Source organism: Oscillatoria sp. HE19RPO, from assembly GCF_024220515.1.
Taxonomy (GTDB): domain Bacteria; phylum Cyanobacteriota; class Cyanobacteriia; order Cyanobacteriales; family Laspinemataceae; genus Laspinema.
Window position 1 is genome coordinate 17,846 of record NZ_JAMXOT010000153.1, and the last position, 16,987, is coordinate 34,832.

General features: G+C 47.6%; 13 protein-coding genes. 10 read left to right on the forward strand and 3 right to left on the reverse strand.

Features of this window, described 5'->3' with window-relative positions:
• The first annotated feature begins 306 nt into the window (after positions 1–306).
• The 10 genes from NG833_RS14550 (at position 307) to NG833_RS14590 (ending at position 12,220) form a co-directional block, all read left to right on the forward strand.
• Complete coding sequence (locus NG833_RS14550; RefSeq protein ID WP_254566009.1) at positions 307–1,230, forward strand: alpha/beta fold hydrolase; 924 nt, start codon at positions 307–309, stop codon at positions 1,228–1,230.
• Between the two features lie 238 nt (positions 1,231–1,468).
• Positions 1,469–1,699 carry a hypothetical protein gene (locus NG833_RS14555; RefSeq protein ID WP_254566010.1) on the forward strand — a complete coding sequence of 77 codons (231 nt, stop codon included), beginning with the start codon at positions 1,469–1,471 and terminating at the stop codon, positions 1,697–1,699.
• A gap of 961 nt (positions 1,700–2,660) precedes the next feature.
• Entirely contained in the window at positions 2,661–4,532 is a 1,872-nt protein-coding gene (locus tag NG833_RS14560; protein ID WP_254566011.1) for a hypothetical protein, read from the forward strand.
• Between the two features lie 92 nt (positions 4,533–4,624).
• Positions 4,625–4,759: a hypothetical protein gene (locus NG833_RS30440; protein WP_256555987.1), complete on the forward strand. Its 135-nt coding sequence runs from the start codon at positions 4,625–4,627 to the stop codon at positions 4,757–4,759.
• 174 nt (positions 4,760–4,933) lie between these two features.
• Positions 4,934–5,485: a porin family protein gene (locus tag NG833_RS14565; RefSeq protein WP_254566012.1), complete on the forward strand. Its 552-nt coding sequence runs from the start codon at positions 4,934–4,936 to the stop codon at positions 5,483–5,485.
• A gap of 465 nt (positions 5,486–5,950) precedes the next feature.
• Complete coding sequence (locus NG833_RS14570) at positions 5,951–6,163, forward strand: hypothetical protein (RefSeq protein ID WP_254566013.1); 213 nt, start codon at positions 5,951–5,953, stop codon at positions 6,161–6,163.
• 7 nt (positions 6,164–6,170) lie between these two features.
• Positions 6,171–6,338: a hypothetical protein gene (locus NG833_RS14575; RefSeq protein ID WP_254566014.1), complete on the forward strand. Its 168-nt coding sequence runs from the start codon at positions 6,171–6,173 to the stop codon at positions 6,336–6,338.
• A gap of 22 nt (positions 6,339–6,360) precedes the next feature.
• On the forward strand, positions 6,361–6,564 hold the full coding sequence (locus NG833_RS14580) for a hypothetical protein (protein WP_254566015.1): 204 nt from the start codon (positions 6,361–6,363) through the stop codon (positions 6,562–6,564).
• Between the two features lie 376 nt (positions 6,565–6,940).
• Complete coding sequence (locus tag NG833_RS14585; RefSeq protein ID WP_254566016.1) at positions 6,941–8,902, forward strand: ATP-binding protein; 1,962 nt, start codon at positions 6,941–6,943, stop codon at positions 8,900–8,902.
• Positions 8,903–10,378: 1,476 nt separating this feature from the next.
• The gene (locus NG833_RS14590) at positions 10,379–12,220 is read left to right on the forward strand and encodes an ATP-binding protein (protein WP_254566017.1); all 1,842 of its coding nucleotides are present in this window, start codon (positions 10,379–10,381) and stop codon (positions 12,218–12,220) included.
• A gap of 118 nt (positions 12,221–12,338) precedes the next feature.
• On the opposite strand, the gene NG833_RS14595 is transcribed toward NG833_RS14590, so the two are convergent.
• The 3 genes from NG833_RS14595 to NG833_RS14605 form a co-directional block, all read right to left on the reverse strand.
• The gene (locus NG833_RS14595) at positions 12,339–12,566 is read right to left on the reverse strand and encodes a photosystem II protein, Psb35-related (RefSeq protein ID WP_254566018.1); all 228 of its coding nucleotides are present in this window, start codon (positions 12,564–12,566) and stop codon (positions 12,339–12,341) included.
• 772 nt (positions 12,567–13,338) lie between these two features.
• Entirely contained in the window at positions 13,339–16,503 is a 3,165-nt protein-coding gene (locus NG833_RS14600; RefSeq protein ID WP_254566019.1) for a DEAD/DEAH box helicase, read from the reverse strand.
• A 51-nt stretch (positions 16,504–16,554) separates the two neighbouring features.
• A partial coding sequence (locus tag NG833_RS14605) for a hypothetical protein (protein ID WP_254566020.1) occupies positions 16,555–16,987 on the reverse strand: 433 nt, incomplete at its 5' end.

Consider the following 16,987-nt stretch of genomic DNA (forward strand, 5'->3'; position numbering starts at 1 on the left):
CTACGGGATAGCTGCGCTTACCGCCACATCACGCACTCTTTCGGGCTTAAGTACCTGTATGGAGGCTGGGGAACCCTCTTTCTTTGTGAAGCGCTTGAGATCGTCACCGCCGACACCCTCCAAGCATCCATTACTCGTGAAGCCCTTGAGCGCCTCACGAGGACCCCACCCTAACCCTCCCCAAGACATCGGGGAGGGGACCGGAAGTGATTTTAAATGTGAGGCAAATCCCCCTGAACGTAAAAAAACCTATCCTTGTAAGTCTGCCCCATCAACCAATGACAAATGACCAATGACCAACGACAAATGACAAATGACCACCCCCTAACCATGCGATCGCAACCCAACACACCCCCCAACACACCCCCCCTCGGCGCTCAACGGGATTGGATTTGGCGCGGATATCAAATCCGTTACACCTATATCCGATCGCCTCAAGCTAAAGCCAATGCCATCCCCTTAATTTTTCTGCATGGATTCGGTTCTTCCTTGGGACAATGGCGGTTCAATTTAAGACCCATTAGCGAACATCATACCATTTACGCTCTAGACTTTTTAGGCTTTGGTGCTTCCGAAAAAGCCTCCGCCAATTATCGCGTCAGTTTATGGGCAGAATTAGTCTATGATTTTTGGCGAAGTTTCATTGCCAAACCTGCTGTCGTCATCGGCCATTCTCTCGGAGCATTAATTGCCTTAACTACGGTGGCAACCTATCCGCAAATGGCCCAAGGATTAGTCATGCTCACCCTACCGGACCCGCAACCGAGACAACCCCCCGCTTGGGCGAGGGCGATCGAGCAATTTTTCTCATCTCCCCTGTTATTATGGCCGCTATTTAAAATTGTCCGTCAACCCGGTTTATTACGGTTTGTTCTGCGAAAAATCTATCAAAATCCTGAATTAGTGGATGATGAATTAGTCGAAATCTTTGCCAGTCCTACACGGGACCCAGGAGCATTGCAAGTCTTTTATCGCCTCTCCCTCACCCGCAGCGACCCGGAATATAGCCCCATTCTCAAAGATTTGTTACCGAGATTAACACTTCCTATTTTATTACTCTGGGGAGAAGCGGACCGAATTGTTCCTTTTAGGAGTGCGGTGCAATTGGCTACCTTAAATTCTAATATAGAATTGGTAACGATTCCCGATGCCGGTCATGTGGTTTATGATGAAAGTCCGGAGTTTGTCAATCAAGCGATCGTGGATTGGGTAGAAAGAGCGATTGAATAGGGGAGAGGAAGAATAGACCTCTTACTTTTATTCGATGCTCGACCCCGCCAACCCCTCTTTAAAACCCCCATCGGCTTGTTATAATTTTGCTAGAGGTCTAATAATTCGACTATGAAGGAGTCAATAATGACCCTCGTATTCCTGCTAGAATCTCGTTGCTCTAAAAAAAGCAATGCTTAAATGGTCATCCCCTCAACTCTGCTATAATCAGGGCTGACTTTCAACCCAGGAGGGCCTAGTGGGACGAGGAAGACCGGGGGGAAACCCTGACTTTGGTAAATCACTCAGCTTTCGGACCGAGCGCAATGAACCTCTGAGTGCTCCGATCACCATTCGCGTGTCCGAACGCTTTCGCGATCGCATCAAACAAGACCCAAATTGGGCTGAAAAAGCCCGTCAAGTCCTAGCTGAAGCCTTCGAGATTGACTACGAACCGTTCCCCAAACCTTCAGAACAGTCTGACCTTTAGAAAGCTCAATTTTCCGTCAAGCCTATTTTTTTCTTAATTAATAGATTACAAATTGCTAACAAGTTTTAAATCAAGTGGTGCAACTAAAACGCATCCCCTAGGGTAGAGATCCGATTGAAAAAACCCTGAATCGAACTCTATTTTTGGTACTTAAGATGTAGCAATGGAAAGGGTTGAGCCATACTATGGAGGGGAGAACGCTCTTGAACCGAGAATCCAAGATGACAATAAAAACCCACGGCATAAAGGTTTTATTCCTTATCTGTGCTAGTTGAGGACAATCCGGGCAATAAATTGCCGTAATTCTGGAATTTTTGGGGTTTTAATTAAGAAGGAAAACCTTGCACCAACTTAGGGATATTCTGAATCGGTAAATTTCCGGGTCTTTAGTCTCAGGGAGTCCTCACTGTAAACCTGTCAATTTAGGCCCCCATTCCCGGGGGTTTCTTGCCAATCCCCAGGGGGGGGGAATCCGATGGGGTCAGGGATGGTTAAAGGATCCTGTGGAAGAGAAAGGACCCTGATTTGCAGGGAGTGCGATCGCCCCAAAAAACTCTCTTCCCTTGCTATAGCGCGAATTTCAGCGGAGTTTCTCCAAAATTCCCCCAACCTGCGGTTTGCTTTAGTAAAATAGGCATGACCTGTTGCCAAACGGAGCATCCGCCAACCCCCGTTGGCGATCTATCTGCCCACTTCTCAACTCAAAACTTCTGTATGCACTACCGATTACTGCAATTGAGCCGGAAATATTTTCTCGTTTATTGCATTCCAAAGATAAACCCGATTCCGTGATAACTTGCGTATTTGGCCCAAACCGTTCCTGCAATCAAGAGTTGCGCCCTCCTACTTCCCGGGGCGATCGCCATCTTAGTCTGCATCCTCTGACGCTCAGAATTGTGCTGACCTTATCCCCACTGCAATCAGGGTTTCCCGACACTTTTTCGGTAGGCATACACCTTCTATGAAAAGCGACAAATTCGATTTAGTGCGCTCTAATGAACTCGAACCGCTGAACGGATCGCATCGCCCTTCAGCATCACTCAGCGACGATTTGTTATTAATTCAATGGTTAGAAAAAAATCCCGACTATGTGGGACTCGTCAAACGGTCCCGACGGCAAGGATGGTTTTGGAATCTATATTATTCCCTCAACCCTAAACCCCCCATTCTCTATGTCTTAGGTTTTCTCCAAGCCAACCCTAGGCATTTTGATGGCGAAGCCTTTGTCCCCAGAGATGTCCGCAGAGATTCGGAAATTACTGCCGATATTGTCTCTGGGGCCACCTTAATTAATGCCATCACCAATTTTCCTATTTTATTGTTTGCCTTTAAAGGGTTAGGAAATATTTGGGTAGCGCCCATCGCCAGTTTTGTCTTAAACCTCATTGTCCTGAATTGGACCAACCTCGCCGGAACTGCTACCGCCGGAAACCGACCCGGTAAAAAATATTGGGCGCAGGTGGGGTTTGCGGGTTTTTTACTGATGAGTATTCTGCAATCTTTCGTGGCTGGCATCGGTTCAGAATTAATTAACAACCGTCCTGCCTTAAGCTATAAACTGGCGGAAGAATTAATCGAAGAACATGACCGGAAAATTCGTCAAATAGAACCCAATACCGACGCCTACGAACGCACCTTTGCGCAATGTCAGGAAAACCTCCAATTGTTATCCCAAATTCCGCGCACGGATCCGCGTTGGGATTCTCTCTATGTGGAAACCAACGGTGCCGTCGCCGATCGCGAACGGGATTGGAGTCGCGTCCCGGAGGAAAATCTGCCCCTCTGCCAAAAAGCCGATCGCATCCGTAGCGAAACCTTTGCAGTTCGAGAGGACTGGGAAGAAAAGCTGAAAACTCGCAGTGAACTGGGAAATGACCTAATTTTTCTCAACCGAGAATTACCTCTGGTTTTTAGTCGTTATTTTAACGAATATGGAGAAATCACCTCGGGGGTTGAAGAGGTCCGCCTCGCCTCTAGTAATTTCTTCGGAAATCTATTCGCCCTCAATTTTTCCCGGTTGGGATTTTCGTTATTCTTCTTTATGCTCTCGACGATTACGAGTATCACCGCTTGTTATATTACCGTCGCTCATGCGCGGGGGAGAAATACCAAAATTTCTCATAATCCCGAGGTGGAGGCAGCGGTGCGAGAGTGGTTAGAAAATATTCGCCAAATGAACTTGAATCGCCACCGTCCTAACCCTTCTAAAGAAGAACGGTATGAGGAACGCTTGATTGCTCGATTTACTTCCGAATATCGGAAAACGGGGATTTGTGACTATCCGGTATTAGAAGGAATCGCCTATCGCGCTCATCAAGGGACTCTGTTTCTACCGGAACAACAACAATTGATTTCTGATGAGATTGACCGGACCTTGGATGATATTTATAAAGCGGTTTCGGCTTTGGAATACAAGTTCTGTGATTTACAGAAATTTATTAGCATGAGCGATTCGGAAATCATGCAGAAGACTTTAAAGGTGGAAATGCTGATGAAGTCAGATTTAAAGTTGCTGTTTAAAGCCCTGCATTATTTATTAGATAAATCCCATAAATATGCTGTATCTAATTACGGTCAGTGGGAGTATTTAGAGAGTGATGATGCAGAAAAAGCCCGAAAATTAATCAAGCAGATTGTTAAAATCCGTAAAGCGCTGAATAAAGAAGCTCATGTCAACTGGGTGATGAGTAAACCCACAGAGTTTGGACGGAGCAAAGCTTGTCAACGAGTCCGGCAGAAATTAGATTTATTGCCGGGATATTGTTATGAGTTGGGTTACATTACTCAGCAAAAGTTGCTGGATAAAGTTATGGTCAATCGTCCTTCGGTTTAAGCTCAAGGGTTTGGCATTTTGTCCGGATGGGTCGGTTGAGTTGATGTGGGGAACTCAACCGATTTTTTTGTAGTCAGAGAATTCTCCCGGAGGTGCGATCGCACCTGGAAAGGACTCAGATAAAATCCCCTTGTTCCAGTACCCTTGCCAGTTTAGAGACTGTCTGGATTCGGGTGATTTTCCTCGGTTATACCCGAGCGGCGATCGCCCGGGGACGGTTTGACTAAAATCCTTACAGCGCAAGCTAATTTCCCTCTCGTTCTGGGAAATATCCGGGGAGACACTCAGACGCTATAACAGTCACTTTAAATACTTCCACATCCCCTCCCCTGTCCATAACCCTCACCCTCTACAGTCAAAGTATCAACGGTTGTCAAGATTTCATTCACCAACCGACTCTTATGAAACGAATTCTTCAGTCTGTTGCAACTCTGTCTGCTTTGTCTGTTGTGATGATCATCCCGGCACTCTTCTCCAGCAGTGCCGCTCATGCCGAAGGGTTACAAACCCTCACCGGCAAGCAAGGAATGGCGGGTCACTATCTCGGTGCGGGTCTCGGTGGTAACGTTCACAACTGGGAGGAGGGACAAGGCAGCGAAAGCTATGGCGGTAACCTCCAGGGTCGTTATCAAGTTCCGAATTCTGCCTTTTCTGTGCGGGGATCGGCCTTGATTAATAATAATGCGGCAGCATTGGTCCCGATGTTATCTGTGGATGTACCTGTGACGAATAACGCTAACTTATACGTTGGCGGGGGTTATTCCTTCATCACCGAACGCGGTCAACAAACCGCTCTGGGTAACCAAGATGCCTTAACCCTGGCCACGGGAGTGGAAGCAGTCGTTCAGCAAAACATTGTGCTGTTTGGGGATGCTAAAGTCGCGTTTGATGCTTATCGCAATACGGATCAAGCTGCTTTTAGCTTGCTGGTGGGTGCAGGTTATCGCTTCTAATGTTTCTAATTTTGCCCCGAGTTGGGTGGAGTGTGGTGTGGCACTCGGTTAAATTGTGAGTGAGAAAGAGCAGTCGGGGGGGTTATACCTGCCCGACTGCTCTTTTATGGGCAATTTCAGTAGCAAAATCCGGGGGGTTTTATTCCTAGCCCTGTCAAGGTGTGTAGATTGTAGGGGCGCAATGCGCCCCTACAAGAAATAACGATTTTTCGGCATTAAATTTACCACCTTGACAGGGCTAGGGTTTTATTTCACCGTGGGGTTTTGCTACTTTACTTTTTCTCTTTTTTCGGTTTCTCATCTCTTCCTATGGGTAGAGGAAATTTTATTATTTTTTATCAAAAATAAAGTCAGGGCTAAGTATTTTTTAGCAATATTTGAGAGATTTTTTAAGAATTCAAGGGACAATTTTTTAGTGCTTGTCTCTGCCTGCTGATTTTTGATTGACATCCCTGGAGTCTAACCATGAATGAAACTGAACCCAAACGAGTTGATTTTTCCAAAGCTAATGAACCCCCGAACTCTATCGATTCTGAAGCGGATACAACGGCAGAAAATCCCCATTTAGAGCCGAAACTTGATCCCTCTCAATCCCTGGAGGGGCAGGACGAACCGAATGATGCGATTCCTCTGGGGGAACGGATGATCCAGCAGACTTGGATGCGCGGGGGGAGGTAACACAGAGATGGGCAAAGGAGAAGGTTGGCGGAACAATTCCGATCGCAGCTTGACTCGATGGGAATTGGATTTGTCGGTTATTTCCCTCACCCCTCAACTCCTGTTTTATCCGGCGCGATCGCTGCGTTGGATCGCAGCGATTTTCTGGGCGATCGCTGATAGTAGAAGTATCTAAACTTTACTCGGGATTTACCACCATGAACGGACAACCAACCCCCACGACTCACGAACCGATTCAGTCATCGGAGGAATTTGAAAAAGCCTTTCAAGAATTGGGTCGGGCTTTTACAGTCTATTGGACCTGGAAAGCGACGGGTTTGCTCGATCGCGACTCTACGGGATCCAGAGGCAATGACACCCCCCACCGGACCTCACCGGACAACCCTGGGGATTCGGGTTAACTCGCCTTGAGGAGTTCTAAACTGAACTCCCATGCCTGGGGACTCGCTGATGCTCAAATCATTGTTTCATCACTCAGAGCAACCCCTCTATTTTGTGGGGGGTTGTTTTGAGCGCCCTGATGGAGGGGTGGTGCCCTTCAAACTTGAGAGTCACTCTTCCAAATCTGAAGAGAATCTTTATAAAATGTAAATAAATATAACAGATTGACGTCAAAGCGGTCAAATTCGCTTATAACCATTCGCAAGGGTGTCAATCGAAGTCGAGCAATAACAGGTAAAAAAGTTCATAATAGAGGCAATTCAAGCCCCATCCTGTTTGTCTTGACCCCAAGACATTCCCAGGTGGGGTCTAGGCGGGTCTAAACACATCATTTTCATGGGAAAATTCATCGCAAAAAAACGGTCCCTGACTACCCAACTTACGGTCTCTGTCACGACTTTAACCCTGGTCGCGATGGCGACTATTACAGCAATCTCAGTTTGGAGTCAGCAACAGACTCTGCGTAAACAACTCGAACGACAAGCCGATCAGTTACTGGAGACAATCTCCATTAGCTTGGGCGATGCGTTGAGCGCAGGAAACGAACAGTTTCTGCAAACCCTTGTGGCGGAGAACCAGCGACGAGAAATCGCTCTTTCTACGCGGATTTATCAAACCGACGGACAAGTCATCGCGGAGGATTCTCCCCAGGTTGGACCAAGCGCTGAGGGAGAACCCTTGGTGGGGCAAGTGCTAGAGACAAATCGAACGCTATTTCGGTGGCAGGATAACCGTTTGATTGCGCTTAAAGCGGTGATCGTAGAAGGCAACCCAGTGGCTGCCTTGCGGATTGAGATGTCTACGGCCCTGTTAGATCGGAAAATGTTGGAGGCGATCGCAACGGGACTTCTAGCGATTCTGGTCACGGGATTTGTGGCCGTGATTGTGGCGCGAAAACTGGCCCAGTCGATCGCCGGACCGTTGTACCAGTTGGGTTCGGCCACGGAAGGGATTGCGGAAGGGGACTTCACCCAAACCATTGAGATTCCAGCTTATGAGGAAATTGGCCTGCTGGCTCACTCGTTCAACACCATGAGCGATCGCCTCCGGGAACTTTTTGAAAACATGGCCGATCGCACGGCGGACCTGCATCAAAGCGAAGCGAAAAATGTAGCCTTACTCATGGCCATTCCCGATTTGATGTTTGGATTCAGCCAAGAGGGCACCTTTATTGATTACAAAGGAGGAAGAGGGGATACCATCTTAAAACCCCAAGGGGAGTTGTTACAAAAAAGCGTGGAATTAGTTTTTCCTCCAGAACTGGCGGATCTTTATTTAAAATACGTTAATAGCACCTTACAAACTCGGGAAATTCAGGTTTTTGAATATGAGTGGTTTATCAACGGCAAGCGTCGCCATTTTGAAGCGCGATTTGCCGTGTGCGGGCAAGATGAAGTGCTCGCTATTGTTCGGGATATTACCGAAGGTAAATTAGCTCAATTTGAACTGCAACAAGCCAAAGAATCCGCCGAAGCCGCGAATTATGCCAAAAGTGTCTTCTTAGCCAACATGAGTCACGAGCTGAGAACTCCCCTAAATGCCATTATTGGTTATACGGATTTATTGGAGGAAGAGGCGGAAGAGTTAGGATATGAAGATTTTATTTCCGACTTGACAAAAATCAGACAAGCCGGAAAAAATTTGATGGGAATTATCAGCGATGTGCTGGATATTTCTAAATTAGAAGCGGGGAAAATGACGTTATGCTTAGAAACGTTTGATATTTCTACGTTGCTGTTAGAAGTGCAAACGACGGTTTTGCCGTTAGTTCAGAAAAATGGCAATACCCTGGAAATCCAATGCCCGCGCAATATGGGCAGTATGCACGCCGATCGCACCAAGGTGAAGCAGGTGTTGTTAAATCTGCTGAGTAATGCGGCTAAATTTACGGAATCCGGGATGATTTCTATGTCTGTTAAAAAGATTAGAAAGGAAAAAACCGCCAAGGATGAGCCAACTCAATCTCCCTCCCTATCTCCGGCGGACTCTCCCACAGAATCTGAGGAAGTCAACGCAACGGAATATGCGATTTTTCGGGTGAAGGATACGGGAATCGGCATCACCCCGGAACAGAAGCAGCATATCTTTAAGGCGTTTGCCCAAGCTGACCCCTCAACCACGCGCAAATATGGCGGGACGGGTTTAGGGTTGGCGATCGGTCAACGGTTTTGCAAGTTGATGGGGGGTAAGATTTTTGTGGACAGTCAGGCTGAGGGCGGATCGACCTTTACCGTCTGTCTTCCGGTGATGGTCAAACCTCCCAAGAATGTATCATGGTCCGTAGAAAAGTATAATTAAGCGCAAGGGGGTCTGGGAGATAGCTCAAGGGATTTTAGGGGAGAACTGCCCTGTCTTTGAGGGGGAGGATGGCAAGATGAGATCGGCTGCCACAGAACACCCTGTTCCCGACTGTGCGATCGCCGGGGGTATAGAGATCCGGTGGGGGGTGTTGAGTGCGATCGCCCTCATCCCTCCTGTGGATTTTACCCACAGACCCCTACCCCCACTTTCCTGGAGCAGTGTTCCCGGGAAACGGACACCGGATTTCCTTTCTCGGCAAAAATTTTTAACCTCTTGCGGGTACAAGGTTTCAGGATTCGGATGCAGCCGGGAACACTGGGTTAAGAGAATCGCTTGAGTTTTGATGAAATTTTTTCTGGGCTATGAAAAAAAAATCCGTAAAATTACTGAGGGATCGATCGCCTCAACATCCGGTCAACGGGATTTGGTAGAATGATCGAGTCATTGGAGTATTCTGCATGGGATTGACTTAAAAGGGCAGTCAATCCGATGGGAGCCAGGGTAATCGGTGAGTATAACTACTCGCGATCGCCCTGAATTTCGGACCGGCAAAGCTGACAGGAGCCAAGGTCGATCGTCTAGGACATCGGTAACCGGATCAGATCAAGAGGACAAGAAACCGGGTGGGTGGCCCAAAGCAAGTTACTCATGAGTAAAAATTTTGTGAAGAAGCCCGGTTGTCTTCCCCCTAATGATAGATCCTCCAAACGATTCTCCTGGGACAGTTGGCTTCATCCAAACCAGACCGCCCTTTGTTGGGGAAAAACAGCGGTGGCGCTCAAGCGCTCATTGAGTAGCGATCGCGCATCTATGCCCATTTTGATTCAGGGACTCTCAATCAACCGAACCCGTATCGCTCCCCGAGGGCATTGGTGGGCGAGCATTTCATAATACCATTGAGTTCTTAATCTACCATCGCTGTGCCCACCCAAACCGTACCCTCATGTTCAAAACCAACTTAAGAACAATCGCGCAGGTGAGTTCGATCTCCTTGGCGATCGAGTGGGGTTGTCAATCCGTACCCGCATCGTCTCAAGACCTCTCGCCATCCAGTTTAACCAGGGTCCCGAGGACCGACGGCGATCGTTTCATTCTCCTGAATGGGATCACTCCTTCCCACCTCGATCTAGGGGTTCCTGGGCTCATGAGGTACAGATATTTAGAGGAGACGAGTGCGTTTGCGGAGCCTGTGCCTCAGCACAAACATCTTGCTCCCTATTGTCCCAACCGAGCAAGATGCTCGCACTCCAAAAACGTACCTGAGCACTGTGGGAAACGCTATATACTCCACAGCCAGAAGGTCCAAGCTCGACTCCCCCAGTTTGCAGAAACTGTCCAACTTGATAGAGTGGCTCCGGGTCAATGTCAGGTCGAAATGCCGGAGTTATATGTAAGGGTACAAGATAGGTGAGTGGCATGGTTATCTTTAACAGGAAAAAAGGGCTTTCCCTTGCCAGCAAACTAACTTTAGCCATGACCACGTTAGCAATCGTCACCGTGGGCAGTGTCACCGGGCTTTTCCTTCGCCGTACCCAACAAAACTTTCACAGCGAACTCGAAAATCAAGCTGAAATCGTCCTGAAGACCTTAGCTGCCACCACTGCTCATGCCCTCCAGAACCAACAGTCTGACTTTTTAGAAGAAATCCTAGAACAACTCGGCAGTGAGGAAATTTTGGTCAGCGGGCGGATCTATGCCACCGATGGACGAATTGTGGCGGATATCTATAGCGATGATATTTGGCGCTACAATACCGAACCCGATGCCTTGGGGGTGATTCTGGTTAACAGCAACCAGACCGTCTTTGAATGGCAACGCGATCGCCTGATTGCCGGAAAAGCCGTCACCCGCGAGGAGCAACTCCTAGGCGCTGTCAGTATCGGCCTCTCCACTGCCGAGTTGCGTGCCAAAATGGCATCGGTTCGCAATCAAGGGATCGTGGCCGCAATCAGCGCTACCCTAGCGGGTACTCTCTTCGCCTTGTTCCTGGCTCGTTCCATCACCCGCCCTTTACAGGAAATGACCGCCGCCACTGAACGCCTTGCCGAAGGGGACCTGGATCAAACCATCGTTGTCGGCAGCCATGACGAGTTGTTTCTGCTGGCGGAATCCTTTAACAGCATGACCGAGCAACTCAAAGCCTCGATCGCCACCCTAGAGGAGCGTGCGGAAGCATTGCACCACAGTGAATCCAAAAATCGCGCCCTTTTAGAGGCGATTCCCGATTTAATGTTGCAATTTAGTCAAGATGGGACCTTTATGGACTTTAAGGGGGGAAGGGGCGATACCCTCCTGCGACCCGCCGGAGAGTTATTAACTCAAAATCTCGACAGTATTTTACCCCCAGGATTAGCCCGTCTCTATTTAAAATATGTCCATATTGCCCTAGAAACCGATGATACCCAGGTCTTTGAATATGATTGGTTTATTAATGAAACCCGTCGTTATTTTGAGGTCCGCATGGTGGTCAGCGGTCATCAACAAGTTTTGGCTATTATTCGGGATATCACGGCGAATAAATTAACTCAATTAGAATTAGAACAGGCCAAAGAAGCAGCGGAAGCCGCGAGTCATGCTAAAAGTATGTTTCTCGCCACCATGAGCCACGAGTTGCGAACTCCTCTGAATGCGATTCTCGGCTATAGTGACCTATTGCGGGATCAGGCTCAAGAAGATGGTTTAGAGGAATTTGTCGCAGATTTAGACCAAATTCATCAATCCGGTTTGAATTTGCTCACCATTATTAGTGATATTCTGGATATTTCTAAAATTGAAGCCGGTCATACCAAGCTTTATTTAGAACGGTTTAATATGGCGGCCCTGATTGCGGAAGTGCAAAGTCATACCCAGTTGTCAATTTTGAAAAATAGCAATCAACTAGAGGTTAAGTATGGAGATGACCTGGGGACCATGACGGGCGATCGCACCAAGGTCAAGCAGGTCCTGCTCAATCTCCTCAGTAATGCCGCCAAGTTTACCCATAATGGACAAATCACCTTTTCTATAGACCGGATTGAAGCAGTGACTCCCAATGGAGACCCGGACCCCAATCCCGATGGAGCAATTTTCGTATTTACTGTCACTGATACCGGGATTGGCATGACTCCCGAACAAATCGAGAAAATATTTCAGCCTTTTGTGCAAGCGGATGAGAAATATACCCGCAAATATGGGGGGACGGGTTTAGGATTGGCGATCGGTCAGAATTTCTGTCACATGATGGGGGGGAATATTACGGTGGAAAGTCAACCCGGCGTGGGGTCTAGTTTCACCTGCCGCCTTCCTGCCGTGGTTCATAAACCTGAAGGGACTTAGGGTTTTTGTGGCAGTTTGCCATCAAAAAGGGGAGACACTCCAGTGCCTCCCCTTTTTTATTCAGGATTGAACCCCGCATGATTCACCGAAGCGGGGTCTAATGTTCTATTTTGACCGATTAAGAGGGCAGATTGCTGCTGGTATAGGCATCCACCTCGAAGGCGGGGACTCGGGTGCTGTAGTCGATATCAGTTCCGGTAATCGATTCAGCTAGAGTTTCAAAGGACTCAGAACGCCAGTTCCGCTCATGGATGGGTTTGGACTGTTCGCCTCGGAAGTAAGCTTGGGTCCCTAATACGGCGACCGCAACCCAACCGACGACAAATAAAGCAGTTAAGAGAATCATGGTCAACCTCGCTGTAAAGCTTTGTGAACTTATGTAAATAAATGTAACAGACGGGTTGATGGTTTGTCAAGGGGTGATAAATTAAAAGGTTTTGGAATTGCTTAGGGGGCCTTTCCTGGGTTGTGATTGGGGGGAGACCTAACCCCCCAGCCCCCTTCCCTAGGAGGGAAGGGGGGGCCGGAAATCAAAGCTCCTCCTCGCTCCTCCTCGTGACTTGGCTCTGTAGCCCCGTCAATGTAGGGGCGTATTGCATACGCCCTGGGGCGCAAGCATTTACTCCGACACATAACTTCTTTCCGTTGAACATTTGGAGGATTTATATTTTGCAATCCCCTTAATTCAACGTCACGACTTCAGTCGTTCTCTTAGGCAACTCCAAAAAATAAAATCTCCAAAACGTTCGTTCGTAGTAATACGGAATCCGGTTGTCAAAGGTCTGTCAAAACCCGCAGGCTGAAGCCTGGGGCTATACGGACAAAGCCCGCCTGCGCGGGCTAATACAGAAAACCGACTTTTAACAACCGGATTTGGTATAACTGCTCAACGAAGTAGCCCCGTCAATGTAGGGGCGTATTGCATACGCCCTGGGGCGCAAGCATTTACTCCGACACATAACTTCTTTCCGTTGAACATTTGGATGATTTATATTTTGCAATCCCCTAAGCCGCATCATGCACCCATATCCGGCTTTAGCTGTAGTCCCCATACAGGCGGCAGAGCCGCAAGATGTGCGTGTCACGGCAGAGCCATGACACGAGGAAATTGCCCGTGATTACCCTGCATCTACCCTAGAAGTTCTGTATCTCACAAAGTGGTCTAACAGGTTTTTAAAAAGGGGATTTCCAAAAGTGAGAAAGTATAGCGAGGGATTCTCTTCATACCGTTGTGGAGAGAAGGTGACGAGATAGGACTGGGATTGATAACGCAGTTGAAATATCCCCTCGGAAACGGGATGAAATTCGATGCCGAGTTGTTTAAAAATTTGGGAATTGATAAACAAATCTTGGATATTTTCTGGTATAATAGGACTTAAAGGTAACGGTTTGCTAATCTCTTTCAGGTCGGATTCTACATCGATTTCTACCATTTCATCCAGGGCGGGACGGAGGGGCGGGGTTTCTAATACCGTCTCGAATTCACTGAGCATCACCCCTTCTTCTTCCGGATCTGCACTCATCACCGCGCGTTCGATGAAGGTGGGAACGCGGGCTAAAATGGGTTGGAGATTACCGACGATGGATTGGAAGGCATTGATACGATCGCGCAGTTTTTTATAAACCTTGGCCTCCACTGTGCCATCATAATAAAAGTTATGAATCCTCACGGTTTCATACCGTTGTCCGATGCGGTCTAACCGGCCAATTCGTTGTTCCACCCGCATCGGATTCCAAGGCATATCATAGTTAATTAAAATGCCGCAGGTTTGCAGGTTTAGCCCTTCCGAGGCGGATTCGGTACAGAGTAAAATTTTGATGATTCCTTCTCGAAATTGGGATTTAATTTGCTCTTTGGGCAAGGTTTTCCAGGTTCCCGCCTCGTAGAGTTCGCCCCCTCGTCCGGAATAGCAAGCGACTTGCGACCCATATAAGTGCTGTAAGTTAGTTCGCAAATAGTCCATTGTGTCGGTGTATTGGGTAAACACGATCGCACTTTCTCGCTGGTTGAGTTCTTGGCGCAAAATTGTGATAAAATAAGACAGTTTGCTATCCTCGCCGGTATTTTCAAATTGCCGGAGTAAGTTTTCTAAATAGGCGATTTCTTCCGGATCCGTTGGTTCAAAATAGGACTCCAGTCCTTCGAGGATGGCATCATCGGCATCCTCTAAATCGTTGAAGTCATCGGGGGTAATACTGATGCCATCGAGTCGGCGTTGCAAGGATTCGCGGATGGCAGAAAAGGAACTGGTGAGGCGTTTGCGGTAGAGGGTCATCAGGAATCCTAACGCTTTGCGGTTGTCTTTTTGGGCACGATTATAAAAGTGGCGAACATAGTCACTGACGGCGCAATAGAGAGGGATTTCCCGATCGCATTCTAAGACGATCGCATGATCCTGCACTTCCCGTTGAGGAATATCGCGATCCAACAATCCTCGGCGATAATATTGGCGCAAGGTATCCCGGGTGTGGCGAAACATCAAATCTTTGAGGGGAGTATTGACGGTTAAATATTGGCGAGAAGCGGCGATAAACGGTTCGTCTTCAGTATAATGTTTGGCATTGACGATCGCCTTGCCATTTTTCCAGATATCCTGGAGTTTGTATGCCATCAGGCGATCGCTTTTTTGCAGGTAGTCTTGAAATCGGGAACAAGGAGAACCCCCTTCCTGGATATAACTGACTGCCATTTGTTGCCAGAATTCTAAGGTTTGGCGATTGGGTTTGTCGGAAAGGGAGGCAAAATACTCGCAAAAGTTCTCGGAATAGGACCAATGTCCCTGTAATCCCAACAGATTCAATAAATCGAACACTTCCACCGCATCAATTTGCATCGGTGTGGCAGAGAGTAACAACAGGGACCGGGTTTTTGTTTTCAATTGCTGCATTAATTGCAGCAGACGATTGGGGGTTTCTTTGCGATTTTGGGGACTTTGGCGGCGGGCATGATGTGCTTCATCTAAGACAACTAAATCCCAGGGTTCTGCTGCCAACAGTTCCGCCATGCGATCGCTGCGTCGAACTAGATGGGAGGAGGCGATCGCTAAGTTTTGACTATTCCAAGGATTTGCCGAAGTGGGAGGAGTGGCGGAGGATAAGCGGGAGTCTGCGGGAATGAATTGCCCTTGTTGATAACTCCAAAAATGTAAGTTAAATTTTTCTCGAAGTTCTTCATGCCATTGGGGTTGAATACTGGCAGGGGCTAAAATTAAAATCCGTTCCGCTTTTTTGCTAATCAGTAAATAGCGTAAAATTAATCCAGTTTCGATAGTTTTGCCCAACCCCACCTCATCGGCAATCAGAAAATTTTGGGGGAACTTTTCCGCAAATCGGCGAAGGATTTTGATTTGATGGGGCCAAGGTTGAATCGGGATTGATTTTAGACAAAAATCCAGACAACCGGGAGATTCATGTAAATTCAATAAAGTTTGAAATGCTTGCCATTCTGCCTCTAAATCCGTCTCAGGAATCGCCACGGGTGAGGGTTCAGAAATCACAGGTTCTGGAGTAGGCGGTGGGGAAGCGGGTAAGGGTCGAGTATCAAATTCCGTTTGAGGCGTCCAAGTTGGGGGGGAGGTGGGACTGTAGTGGAGGAGTTTATTTTTGACTGCTTCGGGAATGTCAAAAATCCGGACATTGGGGGATAAATTGTTCCACAATTGTTCAAAACGGAAGATTTCCTCATCCACTCGTTCCAAGTCCCGTCCCCCTTCCCAGGAACAATAAACATGGAAAGATTCTACATTGTTTTCCCAACCGGCGACGGATTCGTTATTAGACCCGCTAAAGGCGATTTTGTCTCCCTGGTTGTCGAGTAAGATGCCAACTTTTTCATGGAAGAGATGATGGCGATCGCAAACGGTGTGAGAGTCTTCAGGAATGCCGGTAGTTTTGAGAGGAACAGCGATTTTAATATCAAGATAGAGGTTTTGAATCAACCAACTAAGAATTTCAAAATGTTTGAGTTGGGCAAAGTTTTCCGGGGGAGTCAATTCCGTATCCAAGCGAAAAGCAACCGCATCCCGGAGGGCGTAACCTTCCTGAATTGCCGCTAAATCCTCGGGACTAAATTGACACCCCATAATCAAGCGAATCCGTCCCTGATTTTGCAACATCGCCCCCAATCCCCGCGCCACCTTGCTGAGAATTGCGCTATTAAAAAAACCCGACTTGCGATCGTACTGAGTCGCGCATTCCAAAGCGGGGATATAAAAATCTGCGATCGGGTTGTTTTCATTGCTGGAATAACTGATGCGCCAATCTTTATCTTGAAACTTCATCATTTCCCTCTGAATTTCATCTCTAAATTATATTAAATTAACTTGCATAAAATGTTAAAACGTCTTCTCCACCTCGGGTCCCCTCCCCTTGGCAAGGTAGGGGCGATTCGAGAATCGCCAGTCCATCCACCCCAAAACCCCATGTAGGGGCGATTCGAGAATCGCCAGTCCATCCACCCCAAAACCCCAAAACCCCATGTAGGGGCGATTCGAGAATCGCCAGTCCATCCACCCCAAAACCCCATGTAGGGGCGATTCGAGAATCGCCAGAAAAAACAAACCTATTTTATCCAAAACCCCATGTAGGGGCGATTCGAGAATCGCCAGAAAAAACAAACCTATTTTATCCAAAACCCCATGTAGGGGCGATTCGAGAATCGCCAGAAAAAACAAACCTATTTTAACCGAAACCCCATGTAGGGGCGATTCGAGAATCGCCAGAAAAAACAAACCTATTTTAACCAAAACCCCATGTAGGGGCGATTCG

Bases quoted from the DNA above. Each gene is read 5' to 3' on its own strand.
- NG833_RS14550 (WP_254566009.1), top strand. From the start codon at position 307: ATGACAAATGACCACCCCCTAACCATGCGATCGCAACCCAACACACCC.
- NG833_RS14560 (WP_254566011.1), top strand. From the start codon at position 2,661: ATGAAAAGCGACAAATTCGATTTAGTGCGCTCTAATGAACTCGAACCG.
- NG833_RS14565 (WP_254566012.1), top strand. From the start codon at position 4,934: ATGAAACGAATTCTTCAGTCTGTTGCAACTCTGTCTGCTTTGTCTGTT.
- NG833_RS14570 (WP_254566013.1), top strand. From the start codon at position 5,951: ATGAATGAAACTGAACCCAAACGAGTTGATTTTTCCAAAGCTAATGAA.
- NG833_RS14575 (WP_254566014.1), top strand. From the start codon at position 6,171: ATGGGCAAAGGAGAAGGTTGGCGGAACAATTCCGATCGCAGCTTGACT.
- NG833_RS14580 (WP_254566015.1), top strand. From the start codon at position 6,361: ATGAACGGACAACCAACCCCCACGACTCACGAACCGATTCAGTCATCG.
- NG833_RS14585 (WP_254566016.1), top strand. From the start codon at position 6,941: ATGGGAAAATTCATCGCAAAAAAACGGTCCCTGACTACCCAACTTACG.
- NG833_RS14590 (WP_254566017.1), top strand. From the start codon at position 10,379: ATGACCACGTTAGCAATCGTCACCGTGGGCAGTGTCACCGGGCTTTTC.
- NG833_RS14595 (WP_254566018.1), bottom strand. From the start codon at position 12,566: ATGATTCTCTTAACTGCTTTATTTGTCGTCGGTTGGGTTGCGGTCGCC.
- NG833_RS14600 (WP_254566019.1), bottom strand. From the start codon at position 16,503: ATGATGAAGTTTCAAGATAAAGATTGGCGCATCAGTTATTCCAGCAAT.